Origin of the sequence: Wolbachia endosymbiont of Phyllotreta cruciferae, from assembly GCF_918697765.1 — a bacterium.
Taxonomy (GTDB): Bacteria; Pseudomonadota; Alphaproteobacteria; order Rickettsiales; family Anaplasmataceae; genus Wolbachia; species Wolbachia pipientis.
In genome coordinates, this window is the sequence record NZ_OU953855.1 from 137,859 (window position 1) to 151,485 (window position 13,627).

At 35.7% G+C, this 13,627-nt stretch carries 11 protein-coding genes, 2 rRNA genes and 1 pseudogene; 8 read left to right on the forward strand and 6 right to left on the reverse strand.

Going from position 1 to position 13,627, the window contains the following annotated elements:
- Positions 1-46: 46 nt before the first annotated feature.
- Positions 47-1,135, reverse strand: coding sequence for a phosphate ABC transporter permease subunit PstC (gene pstC / locus NL281_RS00675; protein ID WP_253303759.1), 1,089 nt, complete (start codon positions 1,133-1,135; stop codon positions 47-49).
- A gap of 107 nt (positions 1,136-1,242) precedes the next feature.
- Between pstC and rpmH the strand changes: the two genes are divergently transcribed.
- The 3 genes and pseudogenes from rpmH (at position 1,243) to NL281_RS00690 (ending at position 2,070) form a co-directional block, all read left to right on the forward strand.
- Positions 1,243-1,377 carry a 50S ribosomal protein L34 gene (gene rpmH / locus NL281_RS00680; protein WP_006279898.1) on the forward strand — a complete coding sequence of 45 codons (135 nt, stop codon included), beginning with the start codon at positions 1,243-1,245 and terminating at the stop codon, positions 1,375-1,377.
- Between the two features lie 67 nt (positions 1,378-1,444).
- Positions 1,445-1,720, forward strand: a pseudogene (gene rnpA / locus NL281_RS00685) (ribonuclease P protein component); the annotation flags it as partial.
- A gap of 86 nt (positions 1,721-1,806) precedes the next feature.
- A complete protein-coding gene (locus NL281_RS00690) occupies positions 1,807-2,070 on the forward strand; it encodes a hypothetical protein (RefSeq protein ID WP_077188558.1) in 264 nt (87 codons plus the stop codon).
- An 85-nt stretch (positions 2,071-2,155) separates the two neighbouring features.
- Here NL281_RS00690 and rrf read toward each other — a convergent pair.
- Both rrf and NL281_RS00700 read right to left on the reverse strand, forming a co-directional pair.
- Positions 2,156-2,262 (reverse strand): 5S ribosomal RNA (rrf, locus tag NL281_RS00695).
- Positions 2,263-2,328: 66 nt separating this feature from the next.
- Positions 2,329-5,094: ribosomal RNA gene (locus NL281_RS00700) — 23S ribosomal RNA — on the reverse strand.
- A 335-nt stretch (positions 5,095-5,429) separates the two neighbouring features.
- Between NL281_RS00700 and NL281_RS00705 the strand changes: the two genes are divergently transcribed.
- Positions 5,430-6,506, forward strand: a complete 1,077-nt coding sequence (locus NL281_RS00705) for a methyltransferase domain-containing protein (protein ID WP_253303403.1) — start codon at positions 5,430-5,432, stop codon at positions 6,504-6,506.
- 58 nt (positions 6,507-6,564) lie between these two features.
- Positions 6,565-8,349 (forward strand): ribonucleoside-diphosphate reductase subunit alpha, encoded by a 1,785-nt coding sequence (locus tag NL281_RS00710; protein ID WP_253303404.1) that lies wholly within the window; start codon positions 6,565-6,567, stop codon positions 8,347-8,349.
- A 721-nt stretch (positions 8,350-9,070) separates the two neighbouring features.
- On the opposite strand, the gene NL281_RS00715 is transcribed toward NL281_RS00710, so the two are convergent.
- Both NL281_RS00715 and NL281_RS00720 read right to left on the reverse strand, forming a co-directional pair.
- Entirely contained in the window at positions 9,071-10,027 is a 957-nt protein-coding gene (locus NL281_RS00715) for an IS5 family transposase (RefSeq protein ID WP_253303014.1), read from the reverse strand.
- A complete protein-coding gene (locus tag NL281_RS00720; protein ID WP_253303405.1) occupies positions 10,012-10,161 on the reverse strand; it encodes a hypothetical protein in 150 nt (49 codons plus the stop codon). The genes NL281_RS00715 and NL281_RS00720 overlap by 16 nt, the downstream gene beginning before the upstream one ends.
- A gap of 212 nt (positions 10,162-10,373) precedes the next feature.
- Between NL281_RS00720 and guaA the strand changes: the two genes are divergently transcribed.
- A complete protein-coding gene (gene guaA / locus NL281_RS00725) occupies positions 10,374-11,936 on the forward strand; it encodes a glutamine-hydrolyzing GMP synthase (protein WP_174516112.1) in 1,563 nt (520 codons plus the stop codon).
- Positions 11,937-11,968: 32 nt separating this feature from the next.
- Here guaA and NL281_RS00730 read toward each other — a convergent pair whose 3' ends face one another.
- On the reverse strand, positions 11,969-12,676 hold the full coding sequence (locus tag NL281_RS00730; protein WP_253303406.1) for a TerC family protein: 708 nt from the start codon (positions 12,674-12,676) through the stop codon (positions 11,969-11,971).
- 397 nt (positions 12,677-13,073) lie between these two features.
- On the opposite strand from NL281_RS00730, the gene NL281_RS00735 reads away from it, so the two are divergent.
- Together NL281_RS00735 and NL281_RS00740 are read left to right on the forward strand one after the other, a co-directional pair.
- On the forward strand, positions 13,074-13,256 hold the full coding sequence (locus tag NL281_RS00735; RefSeq protein WP_006279522.1) for a hypothetical protein: 183 nt from the start codon (positions 13,074-13,076) through the stop codon (positions 13,254-13,256).
- 153 nt (positions 13,257-13,409) lie between these two features.
- Complete coding sequence (locus NL281_RS00740) at positions 13,410-13,586, forward strand: hypothetical protein (RefSeq protein WP_253303407.1); 177 nt, start codon at positions 13,410-13,412, stop codon at positions 13,584-13,586.
- Positions 13,587-13,627: the final 41 nt, after the last annotated feature.

Below are 13,627 nucleotides of genomic sequence, written 5' to 3' on the forward strand. Positions count from 1 at the left end.
TAAATTTTATATTATTAATAGAAATTTTGCAACATTAAAACGCTTACTAGTTACGCTTCATTACAAACAATGCAAATGCATTTAATAGCCAAGTAATAATAAACAATACTAAACTAAGCGCATAAGCAGCAAGAGTTTGTACACTATTGAAATCCTGATCTCCGGTAAGTAATGTAGCGATCTGCACGGTAATGGTAGTAACTGAATTAAGAGGGTTAAAAGTCAAATTTGCGTTGATTCCCACAGCCATTAGCACAATCATTGTTTCACCTATCACTCTTGAAATTGACAATAAAATTGCACTTAAAATTGTAGGCATTGCATAAGGTATTGTTATATGCCATATAGTTTCCGCTGGAGTTGCACCAAGTGCCATGAAGCCATAACGCAAGCTTTTTGGAACAGATCTTATGGCATCTTCGAGTAAAGAAATAATAAAAGGAAGAATCATTATCCCAATCGATAAACCGGCAACTAAGGCACTTTCTGAGTGTATACTTAAACCAAAAAAATTTGCTACCTGCTTTATAAAGAAAGACAAAAACACAACCGCGAAATATCCATATACAACCGTAGGAATAGCAGACAAAACTTGCAAAGTTGTATTAACAATATAACGCACTTTCTCACTCGCATATTCACTAATATATATTGCAGAAAATAAACCAAGCGGAACGACAACTAACATTGCTATAATAGTTATAAGTAATGTACCAACTAAAAGCGGCACTATACCAAAACATCCTATCTTCTCTTCATTGATAGTGACTACATTGTGGCCCCATTTCAAGCAAAACAAGAATTCTGAAATAGCTACTTTATTAAAAAAACTAATGGATTGAATAAAAATAGACAGCATTATAAATAAAGTGATAAAAAATGATATGGCCAAAGCCACAAATAACGAAAGTTTTATTATCTTATTTCTTTTATTTTTAAAGATAAAAGCAAGCATGAAAAAAAGTAACGCTATAGAAATAAAAGTTACAAAACAATTATTATAGAATACTAACAACCAAGTTAGCATCCATACACAACTAAGATATAGATAAGATTTAACCTTATTTACTTCTTGAAACCTACTAAAACAAAATAAAAGGATTAGTAAGACAGGTATGACTATCACCGAATTCATTCTTCCATGCATCAAATTTTATTCTACGAAAATGTCATACAAGTTCACCATTATTTGACAATAAAGTAAAACAATTTAAAATAAATAATTATATTAATATAAAAACAATGAAGAGAACATTTCAACCAAAAAATTTGATAAGAAAGCGCAGACACGGATTTCGTTCACGTATGGCAACAAGAGCTGGAAGAAAAATCCTTAATAGGCGCCGTTCATTAGGGTGTAACAAATTATGCGCATAGTAAGTATAAAAAAAAAGATTTTTCTTCTGCTTTCAAAAATAAGTTAGCACTCAACAGTCTTTTTTATCGTGGGCTTTATATATCACTGTACGCTATAAAAGAAAGAGAACCTGAAAAGTACATTCATACTATTAGAGTAGGTCTGGCTATCAGTAAAAAAACCGGAAAAGCAGCAAAAAGAAATAAAATAAAAAGGCAACTACGAATGCTTGCTAAAATTAGCATTTTAAATATAAGTAATATAGGGCACTACTACATAATACTAACTCATAGAAACATTATGCAAGCAAGTTATAAAAATTTACAAAAAGATCTAACTATTTGCTTAAAAAAGATAAAATAAAAAAAAATCTCAATTAAGGTATTTACAACTATATTTTTTATGATAATATAGGTAAAATTTTTAAAAATATTTAATGGGTGTGGTGAATGGTAGAGCATATAAAAGAGGTAAATAACACAGGCTTTGGTCAGATGTATCAATTCTTATTTCTTCCTAAAGGAACAGGAACAGATTGGAGGTCAGCATTTCGCCAACAAGAAGAATTATTTAAAAAAGTGGGAGGTAATGTAATATTACCAGAAATCAGTAATTCTCCTTCAAAAGGGAATCAATTAGGGGAAGTAGGAACAATGCTAAATAATGTAGAAAATGACCAAGAACATATAAGAAAAAAAAGATATCGTAGTTAAAGTAAAAACTTAAAGAATAGTAACAAAACAAGAAAGTTAAAATATAAGTATACCTACTGTCTAATTAACAAAGAAATTTTTATAAACTTGGCGGCGACCTACTCTCCCTTTTCAAGTACCATCAGCGCTAAAAAGTTTCACTTCCGAGTTCGAGATGAGATCGGGTGGTTCATTTTTGCTATAGCCACCAAGTCAATAAAAATTTCTAACTTAACAATTTTAACTTAATATTTAACACTGCATACACACATATAGAAAGCAAATAAATCAATCAGGCTATTAGTACTAGTTAGCTTCACATGTTACCATGCTTCCACACCTAGCCTATCAACGTGGTAGTCTTCCACGGCCTTAATTGGGAAATCTTTTTGAAGAGGGTTTCTTGCTTATATGCTTTCAGCAATTATCCCATCTATACATAGCCACCCAGCGATGCTATTGGCATAACAGCTGGTACACCAGAGGTATATCCATCTCGGTCCTCTCGTACTAGAGTCAGACCTTCTCAAATTTCCTTCACCCACGGCAGATAGAAACCGAACTGTCTCACGACGTTCTAAACCCAACTCACGTATCACTTTAATCGGCGAACAGCCGAACCCTTGGGACCTTCTTCAGCCCCAGGATGTGATGAGTCGACATCGAGGTGCCAAACGGTGTCGTCGCTATGAACGCTCGAACACCATCAGCCTGTTATCCCCGGCGTACCTTTTATCCGTTGAGCGATGACCCTTCCATACAGAATCACCGGATCACTATGACCGACTTTCGTCTCTGCTTGGCTTGTCAGCCTCGCAGTCAGGCAAGCTTATGCCATTATACTATCAAGCTGATTTCCAACCAGCTCTAGCTTACCTTCGCACGCCTCCGTTACTTTTTAGGAGGCGACCGCCCCAGTCAAACTACCCACCATACAATGTCCTAGTTCCAGATAATGAAACATAGTTAGATATCAAAAGTGTAAAGGGTGGTATCTCAAGGTTGACTCCATTATAGCTAGCGCCATAACTTCAAAGTCTCCCACCTATCCTGCACATCACACTTTTAATAGCAATGTAAAGCTATAGTAAAGGTGCACGGGGTCTCTTCGTCTAACCGCGGGTACCCCGCATCTGCACGGGGAATTCAATTTCGCTGAAGTGATGTTGGAGACAGTGGAGAAATCGTTACGCCATTCGTGCGGGTCGGAACTTACCCGACAAGGAATTTCGCTACCTTAGGACCGTCAGTGTTACGGCCGCCGTTTACTGGGGCTTCAATTCGGAGCTTGCACCCTTCCTATTAACCTTCCAGCACCGGGCAGGCGTCAGACCCTATACTTCCACTTACGTGTTTGCAGAGTCCTGTGTTTTTAGTAAACAGTCGCTACTCCCTATTTTGTGCCACCTACTCATAGTTGCCTAAAAGCAGGTTACCCTTCTTCCGAAGTTACAGGTATAATTTGCCGAGTTCCTTCAACATCATTCTTTCAACACCTTAGTATACTCTACTCATCCACCAGTGTCGGTTTGCGGTACGGCCTCATAAATATAAGTGCTATTTCCTGGAGCTTCTTTTAAGCATAGATCAATCCAATAAGATCTATACAAATACGAAACCCGTCACACTTAAGAGGTTTAGGAATATTAACCTAATTGCCATCGACTACTCCTTTACGGACTCGCCTTAGGAACCGACTAACCCTACGCAGATTAACTTAACGTAGGAACCCTTAGATTTTTGGTGAGAGTGTTTTTCACACTCTTTTACGCTACTTATGTCAGCATTCTCACTTCCGATATCTCCAGCAGTTTTCACAAACCACCTTCACAGACTTACGGAACGCTCCGCTACCGCGCCTATTGATCGAAATCAATAAGCACTCACATCTTCGGTATACAGCTTTAGCCCCGGTACATTTTCGGCGCAGAAAAACTTATTTAGACAAGTGAGCTGTTACGCTTTCTTTAAAGGATGGCTGCTTCCAAGCCAACCTCCTAGCTGTAATGGTTTTTCTACTTCCTTCCCCACTTAGCTGTAATTTTGGGACCTTAGATAGTGATCTGGGTTGTTTCCCTCTTCACCACGGACTTAGCACCCGTAGTGTGCCTGCTGTATAATTAATTGTTGGTATTCGGAGTTTAGTTAGATTTGGTAAGACGGTGAATCCCCCTAGTCTATCCAGTGCTCTACCCCCAACAACATACATACAACGCTCTACCTAAATAGATTTCGCGGAGAACCAGCTATTTCCAAGTTTGATTGGCCTTTCACCCCTAATCACAACTCATCCAATAATGTTGCAACATTAACTGGTTCGATCCTCCAGTGTGTTTTACCACACCTTCAATCTGGTCATGACTAGATCACTTGGTTTCGGGTCTAATCCATAAAACTAAAACGCCCTATTCAGACTTGCTTTCGCTACGCCTACACCTAACGGCTTAAGCTTGCTTCATAGATCAACTCGCTGACCCATTATGCAAAAGGTACGCTGTCACTCTAAATATCAATAAATTGATATAGAGCTCCAACTGTTTGTAAGCACTTGATTTCAGATTCTATTTCACTCCCCTCCCGGGGTTCTTTTCACCTTTCCCTCACGGTACTTGTTCACTATCGGTCGTTAAGGAGTATTTAGGCTTGGAGGATGGTCCCCCCATATTCAAACAGGATTTCACGTGCCCCGCTCTACTCAAGGATTTAAAAACTTTCTACTTATACAGGACTATCACCTTCTATGGTTACTATTTCCAGAGTATTCTAATTCTTATTCTTAAATCACTAGCCTTTTCCGCTTTCGCTCGTCACTACTAACAGAATCTCGGTTGATTTCTTTTCCTTTGGCTACTTAGATATTTCAGTTCACCAAGTTTGCTTTACATACTTAGTACGTAATAACTAGCTAAACTAGTTGGGTTTCCCCATTCGGAAATCTGCGGATCAAAATTTGTTGACAATTCCCCACAGCTTATCGCAGCCTGCCACGTCCTTCATCGCCTCTTAACGCCAAGGCATCCATCAAGTGCTCTTAATAATTTATTTATCCGACTATATGCAGAATATGCAGAGTTAAATATTATTAAAATTGAATTGAGATTAAATTAATCTCTACCATAAAACTTGTCAAACATCTAAAAACTAAATTAATCTTTTATATATTATAACCTAATAAATAATATGTCAACGCCTTTTTGCACAAAACATTTACTTATATTATCAACAACAATATACTAGCAATCCTAAACAGTATAATCTGAGAAATATGTGGTAAACTTATATATACAGTAAAAATTAATAAAAAAGATATTTTGTAAGATAAAATGTGTTAAAATCAATTGCCTAAAAATGATAATAAACATTCGGAGTATTTCTAACGTATGAAAAGTAATCTCTCTTTTATAAAAAACGTTGCTTTAAATTGTATGTCTAAGCTCATTGGCGTATTAAATATTAAGAAAGTAAAACACTTCATTGTGAATAAATATAATACTCTTCATAAAGAAATGACAGTGCTTCTTAAAAAATCTAAGAACCTGTTAAACACCAACATTGAAATCGGTTTATATCACTTTTATAAAGGTAGCATATCAGATGCAAAGTTACGATTTTGGTTAATTAGCATATTTTACCCCCATTTACCTATAATCTGGTATAACATCGGAAGGTGTCATTTTGCGGTAGGGAATACTAACAAAGCTTATAATTATTTAACAAGGACACTAAAATTAGATAATGACCACGAGGAGGCGTCTTACTATATAAAAAAAATGACAAACTCAGCGCTTATTACAGAATTGCCAAAAAACCTCATAAGACAATATTTTGATTACACAGGTGAATATTTTGTTGAGCATTGGTTGATTGCCAAACAATATAGAGGGCATGAACTTGTACACATGATAATTACAAAAATCTTCAACAACTCCACTTCTGAGCTCAATATACTTGACCTTGGTTGTGGGACTGGAATATGTGGTCATTTCTTAAAAATAAATAGTATTGGAAACCACATAACAGGAATTGACATTTCAAGTAGAATGCTAAATATCGCAAGAGGATGCTTTATAAAAGGTAAGCCTGTTTACAATGAATTAATACATATGGAAATGAAAGAGTTTCTTAAACAAGAGAAAAACCAGCAGTATGATGTAATTATCTTTGCTGAAGTGCTACATTATCTACATGACTTTCAAGAAGAATTGAAATTAGCAAAAAGATCTACGAGCAAAAAAGGAGTTATTGTATGTTTAATAAGAAGAAAGGAAGGTGAAGGTATTGACTTTGTAAATAAAGGAGACTATTTTCGTCACTCAGAAAGTTATGTTCAACATGTTGCAAAAGAAATAAATATGCAAATAAGTTATATGAGTTACTGTAAAATATATGGCAGTCAGGTTGACGGTATCTTGTTTGCATTACAGCATCAACAAGAAAATCCGAAAAACCTAACTTAAAAATCGCTCAAAATGACTTTTAAGTATCTATATATAATAAAAGAATAAAAGGAATTTTATGAATAACATTACCATTAATTACGCAAAGGACAGCAAATTAACCGACTTTGGAAAAGCAGTTCTATCAGACAGGTATTTAATAGAAAATGAAAGTTATCAAGACCTCTTTGCACGTATTGCTAATTACTATTCTGATAATAAAGAACATGCGCAGCATCTTTATGACTACATGAGCAACTTGTGGTTCATGCCTTCAACACCAATACTCAGCAATGGTGGCACTAAGAGAGGGTTACCTATCTCTTGCTTTCTTAATGAAACCGAAGACAGCTTGCAGGGGATAGTTGATCTATGGAATGAAAATGTTTGGCTTGCTGCACGTGGTGGTGGAATAGGTAGTTATTGGGGAAATTTACGCTCAATAGGCGAAAGCGTAAAGGGTAGCGGCAAAACATCAGGAATTGTTCCATTTATTGTAGTGCAAAATGCTCTAACACTTGCAATTAGTCAGGGATCCTTAAGGCGAGGAAGTTCAGCAGTTTATCTTCCTGTATCTCATCCGGAGATAGAAGAGTTTCTGGATTTACGCAAGCCAACAGGCGGTGACCCAAATCGCAAAGCGTTAAATATACATCATGCTGTAATAGTAACAGATAAATTTATGCAGGCTGTTGAGAATGATCAAGAATGGAATTTAATAAGCCCTCACAACAATAAGGTTATTTCAACTGTAAAAGCGCGGGATATATGGATCAAAATATTAACAGCAAGAGTTGAAACTGGAGAACCTTACATTATTTTCCTTGATGCAACAAATAACAATAAGCCAGAATCTTACAAAAAGCTCAACTTAGACATCAAGATGTCAAATCTATGCAGTGAAATAACTTTAACCACAGGTTATGATCACCTGAATAAGTCACGCACTGCTGTGTGTTGTCTATCATCCGTAAACCTTGAGTACTACGAAGAATGGAAAGACAATAAACTCTTCATAGAAGATATAATGCGCTTTCTTGATAATGTATTGGAAGATTTCATAAATAAAGCACCGAATGAAATGCAGCGAGCAAAATATTCTGCAATAAGAGAACGCAGTATTGGTCTTGGTGTGATGGGCTTTCATTCATTTTTACAAAGCAAAATGGTTCCTTTTGAATCAGTAACAGCACAACAATGGAATAAAAAAATATTTAAGTATTTACGCGAGCAAGCAGATATAGTTTCTAAAAAATTAGCAGAAGAAAAGGGAGCATGTTCTGATGCCAAAGAAGTTGATCTAATGGAAAGGTTTACACACAAACTCGCTATTGCTCCTACTGCCTCGATCTCCATTATTGCAGGTAATACCTCCCCTGGAATAGAACCATACGCAGCAAACGTATTCATACAAAAGACACTTACAGGCTCATTTGTAGTGCGAAATAAATTCTTGCAAAAACTATTAGCAGAAAAAAATCAAGACAATGATAAAATATGGTCTTCAATTTCAACAAACGAGGGTTCCGTTCAGCATTTAGATTTTCTTAGTGAGCATGAAAAATTGACATTTAAAACAGCGTACGAGCTTGACCAAAGATGGATTATAGAACATGCAAGTGATAGAACTTCGTATATTTGTCAATCTCAATCAGTAAATCTGTTCTTACCTGCCAACGTACATAAACGTTACTTGCACAAAATACACATGCTTGCTTGGAAAAAAGGATTGAAGAGCTTATATTACTGCAGATCACAATCAATGCAGAGAGCCGATAAGGTCTCGCATGACATATTCAAAAAAAGTGAAATATTGCAACAAAAAACAGATATTGACTACGATGAATGTCTGTCATGCCAATAGCGGCCTTACTCAAAAAAAGTAGAGAGAAAGTTAAGCAAATGGGTAAATAGACTTCTTGCATAACCATATAACGCACTTTTATTGGGAATAGAAACGAAAAAACTTTCTTGACAAACTCCGCCAGCCCCCTTATCATGAAACTGAAGCTATTTATTTATCTTCGCAATCTGTGCAGGTTAATGACAAAAAACTTAGGGTATTTGGCGTCTCATGTTTAATTTTTCGCACTACGTGCATCGCATGTCTTTAAAAATTTTTAGGTTTTTACCTATATAAGCCGAAGCGCGCTTACAAAGCGTTTAAGACAGCAAAAAACGTCAAATTGACAAGGGAGAATTTGAATACTAGCTACCCTAGGGTTTCTTTGCCTTTTTTCCTGCTTGGTAAATTTCTTAAACACTTGCGGTGTAGGTTAGTTGCAAGTTAAAAGCAGCTAAATCGCTCTTAATCAAGCGTTTTAGAATAAAAAAAACGCCGATATTTTAGTACATAGTAAATAGCCAACCACCATGGGGCTTCTTTTGCCTTTTTTTTCATTTGGTAAATCTTTTAATATTTATACGGAAGGTGTCATTCCAGCGCGTGACGCTGGAATCCAGCCTTTCTGCAATCTCATCGAAAACGTTTTTCTATGCTAATTTGCTTGCTCACAAGCAAACTTTCCTGGATCCCAGTGGGCTTTGTTGCATCACACTTTATGAGATGGTGATTTATGGTAAATTCATGTAACTATCTCAAATTTAGCCATACCAATATCAGTGAATTTATTAAGCAAATAGCATTTGATTAGCAGTTCTTTTTCTCGATTTATCTCAGATTTATTCCTAAAACTAAATCCGAATATTTGCTTTAATCTTGAGAAAAACCCTTCAATATAAGATCTTTTCCCATAATTTACTTCTTTTTTCCATTCTTTCATGCCATCTTCACCGTATAATTTTATTAACCTAATAGCAGCATTCCTGTCAGACATATAATCTATTTCTGGATGTTCTGCCGCATTGTTTATTGGTGGAATTTTTGTCTTTATATCGTATTTGTTACACAACTTATAAAACTTGTGCCTATCACATGCTCTATCTGCATATAGTGCTTTTATGGCATGCTGAAAATCAACTTCTTTTAGCAAATCACAAGCTCCATAGTGATCAGAGTAGACACCGTTACTGTATTTTACAGCTATGGCTTTTTTGTTGTTTATATTCAACATTACGTGCAATTTTCTCGTTTGCTCATAGCCACGATATTTTCTGTCAGTGCTATTTTCCTTGCTGTGACCAGGAGTGTTGTTGTATATACTAATTCCTGTACTGTCTATAGCAATTTCGATATCTTCCATATTATTTTTATCAATTCTGCAATCATTTATCTTAATATTAAGTTTCTTAAACCTTCTTGATGCTTGTGAATAGCTGATAACTGCCAAATCTCTTCCTATTTGTTGCAAATACCCTTTTATAAACCCGACTGTTTGTCTTAAACCAATTCTAAAGAAACTGACGATTATATGCACCAAAATCACAACTTTATCACTATAAATATAGTTGCCGCCCTGCATTTTTGGACAATTCTCGTACCAATTTTCTATGGCGTCATTGATATAACAAAAAATGCTTCCTCTTTCTTGGAGAAATTTGTTATATTCATGGCAGTTACTGACTCTCATTTTTTGTGGCATATTTTTTCTTCAACAGTTAAATGGCTATTTATAATGAATTTTGTCAGTAACTGCCAGTTCTTTTCACTTGAGCGATGCAACAAAGCCATCCCAGTGTCAAGCACTGGGATGACAGCTAGCCTGACAACCGTCATCCCGCTACTTGTTAGCGGCTGAGATACTGCGGCGGTATGACGTAGATTGCTGTCATTCCGCTACTAGTTAGCGCCGCAGCGGTATGGTGTAGGAAAATTAGCTATATAGCTAACTTGTACCACGCGTTAAAGCTTTTAAACAGGTCTTGGTTTACTTACTCCATTATTTTCTTTATTATCAGATATCATTTTAAATAATATGGAGGAGCAAATTGTCAGCAATTGCCATTATTGATTTTGGTTCACAGTTTACACAGCTTATCGCAAGACAAGTAAGAGGAATGGGTGTTTATTGTGAGATATTTCCAAGCAACATCAGTTTTGAAACAATATCAAAATTCAATGGGTTTATTCTCTCTGGAGGACCACAATCTGTAAATGATGATTGTTCTGAAACAAGTAGAGTAGTACATGAAATTATAAAACTTAATGAGGCAACAAGCGTTCCTATACTTGGAATATGCTATGGACAGCAACTCATTTGTCATTATTTTGGAGCAAAAGTAAAAGAGAGTTTCAAACAGGAGTTTGGTAGAACTAAAATCAAGATACTAAAAGAATCCCCCATTGTAAAGGATACCTGGGATGTTAATTCTGAAGTGGATGTATTAATGAACCATGCGGACAGTGTTGATACTATACCACAGGGATTTACTGTTATCGCATCAGGTGTGATAAATCAAACAATTGCAATGATTGTCAACGAACAGCGGAAGATTTACTGTACTCAGTTCCATCCTGAGGTTAAGCCCACAACAAATGGCAGTAAATTGCTCTCTAACTTCTTGGATATTGCAAATTGCAAAAGAGACTGGACAATGAAGTCGTTTATTGAGGAGCAAAAGGAAAAAATCAAAAATGTAGTAGGAGAGAAAAAAGTAATCGCTGCAGTAAGTGGTGGGGTTGATTCAAGCGTTGCAGCGGCTCTCACATATAAAGCTATAGGAAAACAATTGAACTGTATTTTTATCGATACTGGGTTGTTACGCAAGAACCAAACCATCGCTATGTTGAAAGAGATTCCGATAAATTACGTTGATAAATCAAATTTATTTTTGAGTAGGTTGAAGGGAATAACTGATCCAGAAGAAAAGCGAAAAATTATCGGTAACACTTTTATTGAAGTGTTTGAAGAAGAAGCAAAAAAAATAGGTGATGTGGATTTTTTGATGCAAGGTACCATCTACTCTGATGTAGTTGAGTCAGGGCATGCCTCAGACAACACTAGTACAATTAAGTCTCACCATAATGTTGGTGGGTTGCCAGAAAAGATGAACCTGAAGCTAGTGGAGCCTTTACGCTACCTCTTTAAAGATGAGGTAAGGCTACTTGGAAAAGAAATTGGGCTTTCAGATGAGATAATATTTCAACATCCATTTCCTGGACCTGGACTTGCAGTGAGGATTATAAGTGAAGTCGATGAAGAAAAGGTGCGAATATTGCAAGAAGTAGATGAAATATATATTAATACGATGAAAAATTACGATCTATACGATAAGATATGGCAAGCTTTTGCTGTATTATTACCAATAAAAACTGTAGGCGTTATGGGAGATGGTCGTACGTATGGATATGTTTGTGCTTTAAGGGCTGTAACATCATCTGATGGTATGACAGCCGATGCATTTCCATTTGAAGATAAGGATCAACACTTGCTAGTATTTTGGGATTTTTTACGCAATGTCGGCAGTATAATTGTTAATAATGTTCCCGGAGTAAATAGAGTTGTTTATGATATCACTTCTAAACCACCCGCAACTATTGAGTGGGAGTAAATCAAAAAGATCCCGCTGCTTGTTAGCTGGATCTAGAGATACCGCGAATGAATCGCGGTATGACGGTTAATTTTCTTTATTTTGCTTATAATTTCCACAAGCAGTGCAAACATAAATGAAGAATACAAATATCCTTTTGGTAATTCTATATGAAATCCATGAAGTATGAGGTACACACCGACAAGTAAAATAAATAAAATGGCGATTATTTTTAACCCTGGGTTAGATTTGATTAACTGGGCGGTATAACTTGATAAAAACAGCATTGCTAGCATGGAAAATGTAAATGCTGTAGCAATTATTACCATGTTATAAGTTAGTGCTATAGCAGTTAATATCGAATCAACCGAAAAAACTAAATCTATTAATATAATTTGTAGCACAACTAAAAAAAATTTTGATTTAACGTTTGCTTTCTTTTTATTTTTCTTACATACAAAGATGTCATCCCGTAACTCCATAGAGCTCTTAACAATAAGGAATAATCCCCCTGCGATCATAAGTAAATCCCTTGCTGATGCAGTGTGAAATATAGGTTTTTGCATTGATAATATAGATGATGTAAAAAATAGTATTACAAAACGCATTAATAGTGCTAATCCAAGGCCCATAAGGCGCACTCTTTCTCTCAGCGCATTTGGTACCTTATCTATTGCTAGAGAAATAAAGATTAAATTGTCTACACTAAGTATAGTTTCAAGTAGTGTAAGTGTCAGTAAAGTCCAAGCATTAGTTAGCATTTTTGTTTCAAATTCGGTTCTTCTTACTCTACAATAGATGTGTAAAAATTAAGTGACTTCACTCAGAAGTTTTATAGCAGTTCTCCAGAAAAACAGGATATATAAAGTTCAGCAGCTTCTTCTATTTTCGTTTTTGAGCAAAATCAATAATAAGAGAGTTTCTTATTTTCATGCACGCAAATAAGATAAAGCCTTATTTTCATTTTTGACTTTATTTGAAAATAATATATACTATAAAAATAGTGCGCTAGGTTGAATGAATGTATATTAAAGGATCACCATCAGGCAAAGTATTCGCTGGTTATCAGGCATTTATACCAAGCCCCTTGCCACCAAAATTTGAATGGGACAATGATTTAGTTAATAGTCTTTAAACCCTTACTTTACTATAAGGAAAGTGGTTGAAAACTTAGGTGTCGTATTTACAACAGCCCAAAGAGCAATCGTAAAGCTTGAAGATTTAGGCATCGTTTCACAAACTTCTCAAGGAAAGAGAGATCGGGTTTATTGTGCAACTGATATTTTGAATATTCTAGAAGAACCAACTAAGATTACAGAGAACTTCGATAGCACATTGTAGCTATTGTGATGAATAAATTCAGCAAACAGCAAGCTTAAAGAGTCTGATCCAATGGACATGCTGAACAAAAAGTAAGGAGCTCCTTTTGGAGGATTATATTAACTTATTAATTAATTGCTTGACTTTTAGCAGGATTTATTATATTATTTATTAATGAGCAATGCAATCAAACCCTTACTTTTACCCACAATTTTGAGAGGTTATGCTTCACATCATAACCTCTCAAAATTGTGGGTAAAAGTAAGAGTTAAAATCCGACCGGGACGATTGTATAGCCGCGATAAGGTAGATAAGCCCAAACGCCATCATGTCTTTAGGAGAGTTTGCTAATGAAAGTTCTTAAGTTGACGCCATTGGCTGAACAGATACAT